The organism is Corallococcus sp. EGB (assembly GCF_019968905.1).
In the GTDB taxonomy this organism is placed as follows: Bacteria; Myxococcota; Myxococcia; order Myxococcales; family Myxococcaceae; genus Corallococcus.
Map to the genome: position 1 here is coordinate 3888002 of NZ_CP079946.1, position 14943 is coordinate 3902944.

Below are 14943 nucleotides of genomic sequence, written 5' to 3' on the forward strand. Positions count from 1 at the left end.
CGCCGTGGCCTCACCCGACACGCGCGAGCACCGCGCCCTCCCCGAAGCCCGGGGCGAGCGCCTGGATGCGTACCTGGCCCGCGCGTTCCCGGACCTCACCCGGTCCCGCCTCCAGGGCCTCATCGCGGACGGCCACGTGCTGTCCGACGGCAAGCCCGCCAAGGCCGCGCAGCGCCTGCGCGGGGGCGAAGCGCTGACGCTGCACGTCCCCGCCCCCGTCGCCGCCATCCCCCAGGCCGAAGCCCTGCCCGTGTCCGTGCTGCACGAGGACCGTGACCTCGTCGTCGTGGACAAGGCCGCCGGCATGGTGGTGCACCCGGGCGCGGGCCATGCCTCCGGGACGCTCGTCAACGCGCTCCTGCACCGCGTGAAGGACCTGGCCGGCGTGGGCGGCGAGCTGCGCCCCGGCATCGTCCACCGCCTGGACAAGGACACCACCGGCTGCCTCGTCGTCGCCAAGCACGAGCAGGCCCTGGTGGCCCTCCAGAAGGCCTTCAAGACGCGCGAGGTCCAGAAGACGTACCTGGCCCTGGTGCACGGCGTGCCGCCCGAAGAGGGCCGCATCGAGACGCTCTACGGCCGCCACCCCATCCACCGCCAGAAGTTCACCGGCAAGGTGAAGGAGGGCAAGCCCGCCATCACCCTGTTCCGCGTGCGCGAGGCCTTCGATGGCGCCGCGCTGGTGGAGGTGGACCTGCTCACCGGCCGCACGCATCAGATCCGTGTCCACCTGGCGGAGGCCGGCCACCCGCTGCTCTGCGACGCGCTCTACGGCGCCGGCCGCAAGGCGAAGGGCGCGGTGGCGGAGGCCCAGGAGGCGCTGGGCCGTCAGGCGCTGCACGCGTGGCGCCTGTCCTTCCAGCACCCGCGCACCCACAAGACGCTGAACCTGGAGGCCCCCATTCCGGAGGACTTCCAGAAGGCGCTCCAGCGCTTGCGCGAGGCGAGCCTCCCCGCGGGCCCGCCCACGCAGGCGAAGCCCGCGGCGAAGAAGGCTACAGGCCGGAGACGCTGAGCTGCTGCTGGCGGCGGGAGAGGACCTTGATGGGCTGGATGGCCATCACCCGCATGAAGACGGACAAGAGCTCCGGGTCGAACTTCTGGCGCATCTCCGTCCACATCAGCATCAGCGCCACCTCCGGGCCGTACGCGTCGCGGTAGGGACGGCGCGAGGTGAGCGCGTCGTACGCGTCGCAGATGGCGATGATCTTCGCGTATACCCCCAGGTTCGTCTTGGGGATGATCATCTGGATGTTGCCGCGCGCATCCCGCACCGCGGTGCCGTAGTCCGTCTTGTGCTCGAACGTCGTCACCACGCGCAGCAGCGTGGAGCGGCTGAAGCCCTTCTCCATCAGGATGTTCCGCACGCTGATGAGCGGCGCGCGGGCCACCGCCGTCTTCTCGTCCGCGGTGAGCGCGCCGCGCTTGGTGGCCAGCTCCTCCGGCAGCGTCGTCATGCCCGCGTCGTGGAAGAGGGCGATGTAGCCCAGGTCGCGCAGCTGGGGCTTGGTGAGGCCCAGCTCCGCCCCGAACACGATGCACATCAGCGCCACGTTCACCTGGTGGTAGACGAGGTAGTCCTCCTCGCGCTTCTGCGTCGTCATGCCCAGGAAGTGGGTGCGCTGATCGTAGGAGATGTCCACGAAGTCCTGCACCAGGCGCAGCGCCCGCGACGAGCCGATGGGCTTCCCCGCGCGCACGGACTCCAGGTACTTCTGCAGGAAGAACACCGCGCGGGCGTACACGGTCATCGCGTACTTCTTGCGGTCGACCTTCTGGTCGCCCGGCGCGTCCATGTCCTTGTTCAGCTTCTCCCGGAGCTTGGAGAACTTGGCCACGCGCATGTTGAGGAGCTTGCGCCCCTGCAGGCCGTCCTCCTCCGACGTGGCGGACTGCTCCTTGCTGAAGATCCAGATGAAGTTCTTCAGCTCCTGCACCGTGACGGGCTTGGTCAGCGTGATGCCGCCCACGTCCTTGGCGCGCAGCTCCGACAGGAGGTAGCGCTGGTTCTCGATGGAGTTGAGGTCCACCTTCACCAGCATGCCGTTCAGGTAGAACGAGTCCTTGACGCCCGTCAGCTCCAGCCGGCCTTCCTTGCCGATGATCTGATTGATGATGTCCTGGAGCTGGTGGAGCGGCTTTTCGAAGACCGCGTTCTCCGGGTCATACATCTTCACCGAGCGCACGAGCATGTAGAGGCCCGCGAGCATGGAGCGCGACAGGTTCTGGAGCTTCTCGTTGTGCTCGCGCCCGAACTCCCCGAGGTTCTCGCCCTGGGTCTGCTGGGCCTGATTGATCTTCAGGTTGTCGGCCATGGTGTCAGCTCGCTTCTTCCGGGAGCGCCGAGTCCCCGAACAGGGCCTTGCGCGTCTGGTACATCGCCTTGCGCGCCGCGGTGAGGACCTCCAGGGGCTGCGTCTTGTCCTCCACCACGGCCTGCAACATCTTGTAGGACTGGATGGAGCTGGCGCCGCCCAGGCCGGTGATGGCCAGCAGCTTGTCCTCCATCACCCGCCGCTTGTTGAGCAGCGACGGCTTCACCGCCAGCGACTGCTGCATCATGGAGAGCGCGGCGGGCAGGTTGGTGGCCCCGATGGCCGCGTAGACCGCGGCCTTCTCGTCGGACGTCTTCTTGTCCCAGCTGGCGTCGCGCACCACGCGCACCAGGTCCGTGAAGGCCCGCTCGCGGTCGAACTCCGGCAACAGCTTCGCGGCCAGCATGCGCACCTGGGAGACGGAGTCGGTGAGCGCCTCGTGGATGATGCGCCGGGCCTCCGCCGTGCGCCCCCTCCCGATGATCTGCATGACCTCCAGCTTCACCACCAGGTTGGGGCTCTTCATCACCTGGCCGAACATCTTCACCCGCTCCGGGTGGTTGCTCTTCTCCAGGATGTAGACCATGTCGCGCACCGTCTGCGGCCGGTCCGACAACAGGCGCGCGACGAAGGGGTCCGGGATGTCGCGCGCGAACGTGGCCAGCACGTCGCCCAGGAGCGCGCGGTTCTCCGGCAGCTCGATGGTCTCCAGCACGCTGAGCAGCGGCAGCACGGAGTCCGAGCCCAGCGCCTGCAGGTAGCGCGTCACGTCCTGCGGCTGCTTGCTGCGCGTCGTCTTGAGCGACTCGCCCAGCCGCGTCAGGCGCTGCTCCTCGCCCATCTTGAGGAGGAAGTTGTTGAGCAGGCGCCCCAGGTCCTCGCCGCCCTCGCGCTGGGAGAGCGCGCGCAGCTTGAGGACGATCTGATTCACCGTGGCGAAGTCGTCCTGGAGCAGCAGCATGTCCAGCAGCTGGAGGAAGATCTCCTCCAGGAGGGCCGCGTCATCCACGCCGCCCTCCACCACCTGGAACACCGCGCCCACCAGCTTGGGGAAGAGGCGCGCGTTCTCCTCCTCCGTGATTTCGCGCTGGATGCGGGCCTTCAGGTCGTCCGTGGCGTGCCGGCCGCCCACGACGAGGCCGCGGATCTGCTCCACCCCGTCCAGCTTCGCGTCCAGGTCCTCCGCGGACACGCGCGCGAAGCGCAGGAAGTCATCCGAGTTCGTCTGGAGGCGCGAGTAGAGGTAGCCCACCACCTTGTCCACCTCGACCTGGACCTCGTCCTCGTTGGCTCCCTCCATGGAGAAGCCTTCCACCACCACGTACTCCACCTGCTGCATGCCCGCGCGCCACAGCTGCGCGAGCACGTCGTCCGCGCCGCGCTCCGGCTCCGATAGCGCGATGAGCGTGAGGGTGACGAGCTCCTCCAGCGGCAGCCCCGGCCGGAAGATGAGCTGGCGGATGCCGTCGCGGAAGAACTTGTAGGGCAGCGGCGACTCCTCGGAGAAGAGCGGCTCGCCGTGCAGCATGAAGTTCTGCTGCTCCACCTTCAGCGAGAGCGGCCCGAACTTCTCCGTGTACGCGGAGATGGCCTCCAGCGCCTTGGAGAGGAACTCCGGGAAGCGCGCCTCGTTGTGGCGGTACATGCCAATCTGCTTGATGCCCTTGAGCAGGTGGAAGGCGAACGTCTTCGCCAGCTCCACCTTCTCGCGGACCTCCGGTGACTGCTCCGCCTCCGCGCTCGCGTCCGTGACTTTCTGGGGCTGTGCCATGAAACCTGAAGAATCCGGATGGGGCGGAAGGCCCCGATGGGGGGAGCCTGAGTGTACTCCTGTCCAGGTTCCGCTCCCAATTCGAGAAGCGCCCAGAATCCAAGGGGTTGGCGTGACACCTGCGCAACACCGGGCGGACTGGCGGTGAAGCCCCGGTGTGTTAGGCAAGGTTCCCCTTCCGTCCGGAGACCCCCGTCCATGAAGCGACTGGCCGCGTCCGCCCTGATCCTGGCGTCCCTCACGGGGTGCTTTCGCATGAGCGTGCGCAGCCCGGCGCCGCGCGACGGCGCGCCGGTGTCCCGGATGGGCGTGAGCCTGGTGGAGGGGCTGACGACGTCCAACGTGGCCGCGGCGGAGTGCCGGCATGGCCTGTCGCGGGTGGACGTGTACTGGCCGTGGTGGAGCCCGTTCGTCTACGCCTTCACCTTCGGCATCGTGGCGCCGCTGCGCGCGGAGTACGTCTGTGCGAAGGGGCCGGAGGCTTCCGACGGCGGCGAAACGGAGGTGCCGCCGTCGGTGCCCGGGCTTTAACGCGCCGTCAGGGTGACGGCGGCGGGGCCTCCGCGCCGCTCTTGCCCTTCAGGGCCGAGCGGAAGAGGACCGCGGTGAGGACGGCGAAGAACGCCAGGCCCCAGACGTTGGACCACGTCGGGTGCGCCAGCTCGCTCTCGCCCACGGCGTTGAGGAACGCGCCAATCCCACCCTCGTGCCCGAAGAGGGCGGGCAGGTTGATGGCGCGCGTCCAGGCGCCGTCGCTGGCGATTTCCAGGAACGCGATGAGCACGCCCGCGATGGAGCCGCCCGCGATGTAGCCGGAGGACATCAGCGTGCCGGGGGAGAACTCGGACTCCGCCGCGGTGCCGCCGCGCAGCTTGTCCACGAAGTGGCGCACCATGCCGCCCACGAAGATGGGGGCGGTGCTGCTGATGGGCAGGTACACGCCCACCGCGAAGGGCAACGCGGACACGCCGCACAGCTCCAGCATCAGCGCGATGAAGACGCCCAGCAGCACCAGGTCCCACGGCAGCCGCTGCGTGAGGATGCCGTCGATGATCAGCGCGAACAGCTGCGCCTTGGGCGCGGAGTAGCGGGTGAGCGTCTGGCCCTCGTACTCGCTGATGCGGCCGCCGATGCCCGGGTCCACCACGTACTGGATGGTGCCCTGGTCATCCACCAGGTAGCGGCCGGCGGGCACGGGCGTGTCCGCGCCGCGCACGAAGCCTTCCTTGTAGATGCGGTCCGGACCGGCGGTGACGGCCCCCGCGTCCGACAGCTTCAGCGACGGGCCGGTGGCCGGCGACAGCGTGAGGTTGGCCAGCTCCGTGGCCGGCACCGGGCGCCAGCTGCGCAGCTCCAGCGCGCCGTCCGCCGGCACCACGTCCAGGCGCTCCGCCCACAGCGAGCGCTTGAGCTTTTCGGGCGTCATGCCGCGCTGGGTGAGCTCTTCCTGGGACACCGCCCAGCGGTACGTGTGCTGGGTGCGCGTCTCCTGCGTCAGCTCCGTCACCTGCACGTTCGGGTGCGTCTCCGGGATGACCGCGGTGGCGCCCTGGTTGAGCAGCACCAGCACCAGGCCGATGAACATGGCGCTGGTCAGCACGCCCACGAAGAGGGCGATCTGCTGCTTCTTGGGCGTGCCGCCCACGAGGAACGCCGTCTTCAAGTCCTGCGCGGTGGTACCGCCGTTGGACGCCGCGATGCCCACGATGGCCGCCGTGGTGAGCGCCATGAAGCGGTCCGGCGACGACGTCCAGCCGAACAGCAGGTACACGAGGCAGGTGACGAGCAGCGTGGCCACCACCATGCCGGAGATGGGGTTGGACGAGGAGCCGATCTCACCCGTGATGCGCGCGCTCACCGTCACGAAGAAGAAGCCGAAGATGACGATGAGGATGGCGGAGATGAAGTTCACGTGCAGCGGCGGCGCCAGCCAGATGGCCAGGATGAGCAGCGCGCTGCCCACCAGCACCACCGTGATGGGAAGGTCCTGATCCGTGCGCAGCACCGTGGGCAGGGGCCCCTGCGTGCGCGACTGGCGCAGCGTCTCCACGCTGCGCTTGAAGGCGCCCACGATGGTGGGCATGGAGCGGATGAGGCTGATGAGGCCGCCCGTCGCCACCGCGCCCGCGCCGATGTAGAGCACGTACGCGTTGCGGATCTGATCCGGCGACATGTCCTTGATGAGCATCCCGTTGTGCACCAGCAGCGGCGTCTCCATGCCGCTGCCGAAGAACGAGATCATCGGGATGAGGATGAGGTAGCTGAGCACGCCGCCCGCGAAGGTGATGCCCGCCACGCGAGGCCCGATGATGTAGCCCACGCCGAGCAGCTCCGGGGACACCTCCGTGGAGAACACCGCGGCCTTGAGCCCCTTGATGGGCGCGCTGATGGCCTCCTTGAAGAGCTTCATCCCGGAGTAGGCGAACTTGTAGACGCCGCCAATGATGAAGCCCAGGATGACCGTGCGCGCGTTGGTGCCGCCCTGCTCGCCGACGATGAGCACGTCCGCGCTGGCGGTGCCCTCCGGGTAGGTGAGCTTGCCGTGCTCCTGGACGATGAGGCCCTGGCGCAGCGGAATCATCATCAGCACGCCCAGCACGCCGCCCAGCGCGGCGGTGAGGAACGCGTGCGTGAGGCTGATGTCGTAGCCCAGGATGAGCAGCGCGGGCAGCGCGGCCGCCACGCCGAAGGCGAGCGACTCACCCGCGGAGCCCGTCGTCTGGACGATGGTGTTCTCCAGGATGCTGGAGCGCCCCAGGGCCCGGAAGATGGCGATGGAGAGCACCGCCACCGGGATGGACGCCGACACCGTGAGTCCGACCTTGATGGCCAGGTACACGGACGACGCCGCGAACACGATGCCCAGCACCGACCCGAGCACCAGGCCGCGGAGGGTCAGCTCCGCGGGGGACTGCTCGGGGGGCACATAGGGTTTGTGCGGGGCGCCATGCGCCTCCGCGAGAGGAACGCGATCGTCGACGACCGGCGGGGAACCATGGGACAAGCAGGCACTCCTGACAGAGAATCAGGGGGCCCGTTGTAGCAGGGTCTCCGCCGCCGTGCGAAAACAGCCCCTCAGCCCTGGGCGGCCAGGGTCTCCGGATCCACCTCCGCCATCAGGGCGGCCAGCTCCGACTTGAGCTTGTCCTTGGCCCGGATTTCCAGCTGACGCGCGCGCTCACGGGAGAAGCCGAAATGCTCGCCCAGCTCCTTGAGCGTCATGGGCCGCTCGTTCATCACGCGCTGCTCGATGATGAAGCGCTCGCGCGGATCCAGGCGCATGAGGGCGGTGCGGACGCGGTTGTTGATGAGGCCCGCCTCCTCCTTGTCCGCGAACTCGTCGTCCTGGGGCGCCGCGGCGCTCACCACGAAGTCCACGTGGCTGTTGCCGCCGTCCTCGCCCATGGGCGCGTCCAGGGACAGGTCCCGGCCGCCCATGCGCTGCTCCATCTCCCGGACTTCCCCCGGCTTCACGTGGAGCTTGCGGGCGATTTCATCCACGTTCACCACGGCCTCGCCGCTGCCCAGCTTCTCCAGCTCGCGGCGGGTGCGCGCCAGACTGAAGAACAGCTTGCGCTGCGCCTGCGTGGTCCCGAGCTTCACCAGCGACCAGCTCTTCAGGATGTAGTTCTGGATGTACGCGCGGATCCACCACACCGCGTAGGAGATGAGGCGGATGCCCTTGTCCGGGTCGAACTTCTGGACCGCCTTCATCAGGCCGATATTCCCCTCCTGGATGAGGTCCGACATCTTGATGCCGTAGGAGCGGTACTCGTAGGAGACCTTCACCACGAAGCGCAGGTTGCTCGTCACCAGCCGGTGGCCGGCCGCCAGGTCTCCCTTGATGAACCGGCGCGCCAGCTCCTGCTCCTCCTCCACCTTCAGGAGCGAGTACTGGTTGATCTCCGAGAGGTACATTGCGAGAGAGCCGGAGTTGGACGACTGCTCGGTCGAAGCCTGCATGGATGAATTCTCCGAATCGGGCCTCCCGCCGGGGCGGAGGCGCTTGAAAGGTGCCCTGGGTTCAAGTCCCACAACTTGACGTGTCTGCCCTGAGCAACCGGGATGCCAACCAGGGTTGGATGTATTCGCGTGTGTCTCCGAGGGGTTGGAGGACGCAGGTGGGTGTCCTCTGGCAACGGCCTGTAACCGTTACGCGTGGCCGATAGGAAATCCGCGGGTCTACGAGGGGAGAAAATGCACGGCGCACGGCCCCCGAGCGCACGTCGTCAGGGCGCTCGCGAATGGAAGTTCGCTGAAACGCTTAATGACGACGCGGGGCGACGGTGGCGACATTTCTCCACCTCGGCCGGGCGTCCCTGGGGAGGGCGGGCGACCGTCGACGGAAGCCCGCTTCCTTCTGGAGGGCACTTCTCTTCCGCTCAGGATGCGCGGGCAGTAGGGCTCGTCTGGCTGGCAGGCTTCGCGGCGCGGCGCTCGGCTTCCGCGTCCAGCGCGCGGCGCAAGGTGGCGAGCAGGTGCTCGGCCTCTCCCTCGCGCAGGGCCCGGCCGCCAAAGCGGGCCTCCAGGTAGCGGCGGGTGAGGGGCGTGAGCGCCAGCGCCAGCGGGTGGCCTTCACGCGCCAGGCGCGTCGTGAGGTCCTCCAGCGTCTCGTGCTCGAAGCGCGGCACGTGGGCCTTCTGGAGCGCCGCGTCCACCCGGTCGAGGAAGCGCGTGGCCTCCAGCACCGGAGCGCGGCCCGTCCACCGCGAGGCAAGGCGGCCCACGCGCCAGACGAGGAAGGCGATGACGGCGGCCGTCGCCCACGCGCGCGGCGGAGGCAGGCGGCTCGGGGCGGCGCTCTCGCGGGCACCGGGAGGCGGGCGGGGCGGGCGGACGAGGGCGCTCGCGAGCTCGAACTGGTCGCGGAAGGAGTAGTCGACGACGGAGTTGCGCCAGCGCGCCTCCACCGCTTCGTAGATGGCGAGCAGCTTCTCCAGGAGCACGGGGCCCTGGCTCGAGCGGTGGGACGGCGGCGTCGCGTCCACCGTGACGAAGCCGCGCCCCGGCACCAGCACATGCGTCCAGGCGTGCGCGTCACCCGCACGCACCAGGTAGCCGCCATCCACGCGCGTGCCGCCAAAGAAGCCCGTGGCGAGCCGCGCGCCAATGCCCTGCGTGCGCAGCATCAGCGTGAGCGCGGTGGCGAAGTGCTCGCAGTGGCCCGCCTTGCGCACGAAGAGGAAGTCGGACAGCGGATCCGCCGACGTGCCTTCCTGGTCCAGCGTGTATGCGTAGTCCCGCTGCAGGAAGCTGGCGAGCCTGCGCGCCGCGGCCAAGGGTTCCTTCTCTCCCTGGAGCACGCGCGCCGCGAGCTGGGCCAAGCGCGGATCCAGGCGGGTAGGCAGCGCCAGGAGCTGATCCTTTTCCGCCTCGAGCAGGGCGGAGGACAGGCCCGCCCTGGCGTCCGGAGGCAGGCTGTAGGCCTCGTAGGTGTACGAGGGCGCTGTGACGGTGAAGCGCACCTCGCCCCCGCCCTGCAGCTGCACGGGGCTGGTCCGGGTGCCGGTGGGCGTGTGCGCCATGGCGTTGCCCAGCCGCGAGGGCGTCTCCAGGGCAATCAGCGTGCGGGCGCCGTACGCGGGCAGCAGCTCGATGCGCTGGTGCAGCAGCGTGTCGCTGGCGGGGCGCAGGGTGATCTGCCGCTCGGTCTGCTGCGCGCCCACGACGTTGGACCACTCCAGGCCGTCGAAGGTGTCATAGGTGCGGCCCACCCAGTAGGCGTCCAGCGCGTCCGTGCCCGGGTCGGGCGTGAGCAGGGCGCGCAGCACCACGCGCGGGTTGCCCTTGATGGTGCCCGCGCCGCCCAGCCGCACGGTGTTCGAGTAGCCCGCGCTGCTCACCGCGCCCAGGCCCGGCGCCGAGCGCGGCCCCACCATGGCCCAGTTGAGGCGCGGGAAGAGGACGAAGAAGGCCACCGCGCCTGTCACCGCGAACGCCAGGCCCGCGGACAGCGGCCGCATGACGGCGCGCACCGGCACGGGCTCGCCGTCCGGCACCGCCGCCTCCACCACGCCCAGCGCCAGGGCCAGGCTGGCCAGCACCCCGAAGGCGATGAGGCACAGCGCGTACGTCATGTCGCCCGACAGCGCCGCGCCACCGGCCACCATCAACAGGCCCGTCAGGTGCGTCTGGCCCTCGGCCGCGGCGTCCGGCGTGGACAGCATGCGCTGCGCGGCGATGAGGCCCGCGAAGGAGCACGCGGCCACCACCGCGTTCATCGCCCCGGACGTCAGCTGGAGCCCCAGGAGCACCGCCGCCACCAGGAGCCCCAGCGCGGACAGGCGCGAGTGGCGCGCGACGAGCCGCACGTTGAACAGCGCCAGCACCAGCGCCGTGAAGAAGACGCCCAGCGCCCACAAGGGGAGCTGCCCGGACACGGCCATCGCGCCGAAGGCGGAGCCCGCCGCCAGGTCGCGCAGGAGGAGCCGCAGCCGCAGGGGATGCCTCACGCCGCCTCCCGCTCCGCCCCGACGTCCGCGTCCTCGAAGCCCACCCACGCGAGCGCCTGGAGGATGCGCCGCTCCTGGGACGCGCCCGCCGAGGGCCGCAGCGCGCGCTCCGGCAGCTGGAGGCCGACCTCATTGCCCCCGTCCAGCAGCTGGTGCGCCTGGGCGGCGAGCTCCTCGCAGCGGCGCTCCAGCGCGTCGCCCGTGAGGCCCGACTCCAGCGCGAGCTTCCACACGCGGCGCTCCTCGCGCTCGCGCTCCACCTTCAAGAGGCGGCCCGCCGCGGCGCTCTTGAGCCAGTGGACGCGGCGCGCGTCCTCGTTCACGCCCAGCTCGCGCAGGCCCGCCACGTCGCCGGTGCCATCCAGGTGGCGCGGGCTGCCCGCCTCGCCGCGCGGGCCCCTCTCCGCGGGCCCCGGCTCATTGCAGGCGTAGCCCCGGCGCGGATACACGAGCAGCATCCCGTCCAGCGGGAACACCCGCGTCTTGGCGAAGAGGCCCAGGGGCCACGTGGTGGTGACGCGCACGCCGGACAGGCGCAGGGGGCCCCGGTGCGGCGCGGCCAGGTCCGCCCGGACGATGTGCTCCCTTCCGGCGGGCAGGTGGCCCAGCTTCCCGGTGCCGGTGAGGGGGGAGAGGTCCTCGGAGAACGTCAGCGCGAAGCCATGGCCCGTCTTGCGCGACACCGCCCAGCGGTACGCGAAGGGCTCGCGAGCGAAGGCCGCGTCCGCGCCCACCCTGCGCACCGTCAGGTCGCGCAGGCAGCGCTCCGACAGCACGCCGGACACCACCACCATGCTCAGGAGCAGGCCCAACAGCAGGTAGAGCAGGTTGTTGCCGGTGTTGAGCGCGCCCAACCCCACGCCGAACGTGACCACCAGGTACGTGCGGCCCGTCTTCGTCACGGACAGCGTGCGCGGCGGACGGAAGAAGGCGCGCAGCCGCGCCTTGAAGGAAGGGCGGGCGGGGGGCCTCACCGGGGCGCCGCCACCTTGCGGGCAATCTCCTCCACCAGGTGCGCCGCCTCGTCCCGCGCGGACACGCCCTGCACGGCGCTGCGCAACAGCACGCGGTGCGCCCAGCAGGGCACCAGCATGGCGCGCACGTCGCCGGGGGTGACGAAGTCGCGCCCCTCCCACAGGGCCTGGGCCCGGGCCGCGGACCCCAGCGCCAGCACCGCGCGGGTGGACGCGCCGCGCTCCAGGTCGCCGTGCTCGCGCGTGGCCCGCGCCAGCCGCACCACGTAGTCCGCCACCGCCGCGTCCAGCCTCACGTCCTGGGCGAACTCGCGCAGCGACGCCAGCTCCTCCGGCCCCGTCACCGCCTCCACGGAGGGCAGTGGGGACGCCGCGCCGCGCGTGGTGAGCAGGTGCGCCTCCACGTCCGGCGCCGGGTGGCCCAGCGACAGGCGCACGAGGAAGCGGTCCAGCTGCGAGTCCGGCAGGGGATACGTGCCGGAGAAGTCCACCGGGTTCTGGGTGGCCACCACCGTGAAGGGCGAGGGCAGCGCGTGCGTCTGCCCGTCCAGCGACACCTGGCCCTGGGCCATGCCCTCCAGGAGCGCGGACTGGGTGCGCGGGGGCGCGCGGTTGAGCTCGTCCGCCAGCACCAGCTGCCGGAACAGCGGCCCGGGCCGGAAGGAGAAGGTGGCCGTCTGTGCGTGGAACACCTGCGCGCCCAGGATGTCCGCCGGCAGCAGGTCCGCGGTGAACTGGATGCGGGAGAAGGACAGGGCGCACGCGCGGGCCAGCGCCTCCGCCAGCGTCGTCTTGCCCACGCCGGGCATGTCCTCCAGAAGCAGGTGCCCGCCCGCCACCACGCAGGTGACGACGCGGCGGACCTCCTCCGGCTTGCCCTGCACGGCACGGCCCAGCTGGGCGGCGAGCCGCTCCATCACCGCGCGCGCGGAAGCAGGGGAGGGAACTGGACCGAGGACGCGGGCGGGCTGGGTCATCTGGGCGCGCACTCTAGCCCAGGCGAACGCCCGCCGGCACCCCTCCAGGCCGCGCGTGTTCCACGCCGGATGCCCGCCTGCCATGGAGGCGCGGGCGCTTCTGTCCGGGGATGCACGCGACCCGGAGGAACTCCGGGGGGGGACTCAGACGGACAGGATGTCCTCGGGCGTGTAGTAGGGCCGGTGCGTCGTCGGCGCGGACAGCACGCCGAAGTAGCGGAACATCCGCTCGTGGTGCGTGGCCAGCCCGCGCAGCTGCACGGCGCTGTCCTTCAGGCCGTGGGTCAGGATGCCCACCGCGCTGTCCTTGAACTCACGCAGGTGCGCGAAGTCCAGGACGACCTCGCTCTGCCCCAGCGCTTTCAGCGAGCTGCTCAGCTCCTGCGCCGTACGGCCGTCCAGCGTTCCTTCCAGGCGCAAGGTGATCCGACCCGCCGCCTCCTCCTCCCGATGAATCCGAAGCCCCGTCATGTCACGCGCTCCCGCTGAGGTATGCACCTGTGTGCAACCTGCGATGATGAAATGGCGGCTGCGTCACGGTGCCGGGCCACAGGGGTAGCCCGGGTTCCCACGCCCGGGTGGGGGTGCACAGCCGGAGCAGCACAGTGCACCTTCACGAGCGATCACGTCAGTGGCGGGCCTGCAACTTCGGTTGGAGTGTTGGCGACCGGGCGGAGCGCATGTCACGCAGCGGTCAACCCTTGCGGTCGGTTGTTGCCTGCTCGGCACGCAGGCTGATGGCGCGCTCCTGCTGGGCCTTCAGCTTGCGGAACTCCTTCACGACCTTGGCGGGGTAGCCGGCCATGAACTTCACCCGGTTCTCCTTCTTGGCCAGGATGCGCTTCGCCAGCGAGGGGCCCGCGTTGTAGGCGACGAGCGCGCCCTCCACGGAGCCGAAGCGGCTGATGAGGTCCGCCAGGTAGGCCGTGCCCAGGTTCACGTTGGTTTCGAAGTCGAAGAGGTTGGTGTGGCGGCCCAGCTTGTAGCCGGACTTCTCCGCCAGGTACTTGCCCGTGTCGGGCATCACCTGCATGAGGCCCATGGCGCCCACGCCGGACACCGCGTAGTTGTTGAAGGAGGACTCGCAGCGGATCAGCGCCACCACCAGCAGCGGATCCAGGTTGTTGCGCTCCGCCTCGCGGACGATGGACACCGCCAGCCGGCGCTGCTGCCGGTCCGGGAGCCCGGAGGCGCGCACGGCCTCGGCCACGCCCATCTGCTCCGCGCGGAGGTAGTCCGCTTCATCCTCGTACTGCTGCAGCCGGGCCAGGGCCGCCTTGAGCTGCGCGTCCTTCTCCGCCAGCTGCGCCCTCAGGGCCGCGACGTCCGGCGCCTCCCCCTGCGCGCCCACAGGCACCTGCACCGGGAAAGCCACCGAGTTGGTCCCCACCAGCATCGCCGCCGCCGCCATCGCCACCGTCCAGCCCCGCATCTCGCCCTCCCCTGGCGCCCCAACTGACCGCGCCTGCTGACTCGCCCACACCCAGCGGCTAAGCAGGCAACGTGCCAGCGGACGTTGCGTGCGCTGGATGGCTCACGGATCCTTAAGAGAGGGGCCGAAATGGGGCCGGCGCCGCCCGGGGCATCCGGAAAAAATGCCCGGCCTGGGAAGTTTGTTTCCCAACCTGACCCTGCAGAAAGCACCACCTGTTGCCGCGGTGCGCCCGCGTCCCTAGCTTGCGCCCGGTCTGACTTTCGAGGCCCGGTGTGGCGGGAGGCGTGGCGTGTACTGGACCATGGGCATCATCTTGTTGGTGTTGTGGGTGATGGGGCTGATCACTGGTTCGACGGAGGGGCAGTGGGTGCACCTCCTGCTGGTGTTCTCGATCATCGCGTTCGTGCTGGCCGTGGCGTCGCTGGGGCGCCGGCGGGGGCTGGCGTGAACCTGCCGGAGCTGGACATGGCGTGGCTGGAGCTGCCGCGGGACAAGGCGGGCTTCGTGCGGCGCGAATGTCCCCGCTGCCAGCGCTCCTTCAAGACGCGGCCCAGCCGCCACGACGCGGGGATGCTCCAGCGGCTGCTCGCGGGCTACTTCCCCTTCGAGAACCTCCACGAGGCGTACACGGCGGAGGAGCTGCCCGCGTGGCACTGCCTCTACTGCGGCCACCGCGCGCTGCCGGACGCGTGGCTCACGCCGGAGCAGTCCGCGCACGTGGAGCAGATGGCGCGCGCGTGGGCGAACCACGTGAGGTACGAGCAGCTGGCGTACGTGCAGCGCACGCTGTCCCAGAACCCGCGGCCCACCTTCGTATCGGTGGCGCCGGAGCCGCTGCCCCGGCCGCTGCCGCCGGACGAGGAGATGCTGCGCCCCCTCCCCATGGTCTGCTGCGGGGAGGAGGTGCAGGCCCAGTGGGACTGGGATCAGCCCTTCATCTGCCCGCGCTGCGGCGCGCACCACGGCGGGCTGTCCGGCCGGCAGCAGGTGCAGCTGGAGTTCGTGCGCGAGTAGGAAGC

General features: G+C 70.3%; 13 protein-coding genes. 4 read left to right on the forward strand and 9 right to left on the reverse strand.

The window, feature by feature from the left end:
- The first annotated feature begins 4 nt into the window (after nucleotides 1-4).
- Nucleotides 5-1015 (forward strand): RluA family pseudouridine synthase, encoded by a 1011-nt coding sequence (locus KYK13_RS16410; protein ID WP_223645420.1) that lies wholly within the window; start codon nucleotides 5-7, stop codon nucleotides 1013-1015.
- Here KYK13_RS16410 and KYK13_RS16415 read toward each other — a convergent pair.
- Together KYK13_RS16415 and KYK13_RS16420 are read right to left on the reverse strand one after the other, a co-directional pair.
- Entirely contained in the window at nucleotides 996-2315 is a 1320-nt protein-coding gene (locus KYK13_RS16415; RefSeq protein ID WP_223645422.1) for an HD-GYP domain-containing protein, read from the reverse strand. The two genes, KYK13_RS16410 and KYK13_RS16415, sit on opposite strands and share 20 nt — an antisense overlap.
- 4 nt (nucleotides 2316-2319) lie before the next feature.
- On the reverse strand, nucleotides 2320-4086 hold the full coding sequence (locus tag KYK13_RS16420; RefSeq protein ID WP_223645423.1) for a HEAT repeat domain-containing protein: 1767 nt from the start codon (nucleotides 4084-4086) through the stop codon (nucleotides 2320-2322).
- Between the two features lie 198 nt (nucleotides 4087-4284).
- On the opposite strand from KYK13_RS16420, the gene KYK13_RS16425 reads away from it, so the two are divergent.
- Complete coding sequence (locus tag KYK13_RS16425; RefSeq protein WP_223645425.1) at nucleotides 4285-4617, forward strand: hypothetical protein; 333 nt, start codon at nucleotides 4285-4287, stop codon at nucleotides 4615-4617.
- Nucleotides 4618-4624: 7 nt separating this feature from the next.
- Here the strand turns inward: KYK13_RS16425 and KYK13_RS16430 are convergent, their stop codons facing one another.
- The 7 genes from KYK13_RS16430 to KYK13_RS16460 all read right to left on the reverse strand — a co-directional run bounded on the left by KYK13_RS16430 (nucleotide 4625) and on the right by KYK13_RS16460 (nucleotide 13921).
- Nucleotides 4625-7090 (reverse strand): OPT family oligopeptide transporter, encoded by a 2466-nt coding sequence (locus KYK13_RS16430; RefSeq protein WP_223645427.1) that lies wholly within the window; start codon nucleotides 7088-7090, stop codon nucleotides 4625-4627.
- 71 nt (nucleotides 7091-7161) lie between these two features.
- Nucleotides 7162-8049, reverse strand: coding sequence for an RNA polymerase factor sigma-32 (locus KYK13_RS16435; protein WP_014396039.1), 888 nt, complete (start codon nucleotides 8047-8049; stop codon nucleotides 7162-7164).
- 419 nt (nucleotides 8050-8468) lie between these two features.
- On the reverse strand, nucleotides 8469-10538 hold the full coding sequence (locus tag KYK13_RS16440; protein ID WP_223645429.1) for a DUF3488 and transglutaminase-like domain-containing protein: 2070 nt from the start codon (nucleotides 10536-10538) through the stop codon (nucleotides 8469-8471).
- Complete coding sequence (locus tag KYK13_RS16445) at nucleotides 10535-11512, reverse strand: DUF58 domain-containing protein (RefSeq protein ID WP_223645431.1); 978 nt, start codon at nucleotides 11510-11512, stop codon at nucleotides 10535-10537. The genes KYK13_RS16440 and KYK13_RS16445 overlap by 4 nt, the downstream gene beginning before the upstream one ends.
- Complete coding sequence (locus KYK13_RS16450) at nucleotides 11509-12489, reverse strand: MoxR family ATPase (protein ID WP_223645433.1); 981 nt, start codon at nucleotides 12487-12489, stop codon at nucleotides 11509-11511. The genes KYK13_RS16445 and KYK13_RS16450 overlap by 4 nt, the downstream gene beginning before the upstream one ends.
- Before the next feature lie 144 nt (nucleotides 12490-12633).
- Nucleotides 12634-12960, reverse strand: coding sequence for an STAS domain-containing protein (locus KYK13_RS16455; RefSeq protein ID WP_223645434.1), 327 nt, complete (start codon nucleotides 12958-12960; stop codon nucleotides 12634-12636).
- Between the two features lie 223 nt (nucleotides 12961-13183).
- The gene (locus tag KYK13_RS16460; protein WP_223645436.1) at nucleotides 13184-13921 is read right to left on the reverse strand and encodes a lytic transglycosylase domain-containing protein; all 738 of its coding nucleotides are present in this window, start codon (nucleotides 13919-13921) and stop codon (nucleotides 13184-13186) included.
- Nucleotides 13922-14213: 292 nt separating this feature from the next.
- Here KYK13_RS16460 and KYK13_RS16465 point away from each other — a divergent pair, with 292 nt between their 5' ends.
- Both KYK13_RS16465 and KYK13_RS16470 read left to right on the forward strand, forming a co-directional pair.
- Nucleotides 14214-14372 carry a lmo0937 family membrane protein gene (locus KYK13_RS16465; RefSeq protein ID WP_223645439.1) on the forward strand — a complete coding sequence of 53 codons (159 nt, stop codon included), beginning with the start codon at nucleotides 14214-14216 and terminating at the stop codon, nucleotides 14370-14372.
- On the forward strand, nucleotides 14369-14938 hold the full coding sequence (locus tag KYK13_RS16470; protein WP_223645440.1) for a hypothetical protein: 570 nt from the start codon (nucleotides 14369-14371) through the stop codon (nucleotides 14936-14938). The genes KYK13_RS16465 and KYK13_RS16470 overlap by 4 nt, the downstream gene beginning before the upstream one ends.
- Nucleotides 14939-14943 lie beyond the last annotated feature (5 nt).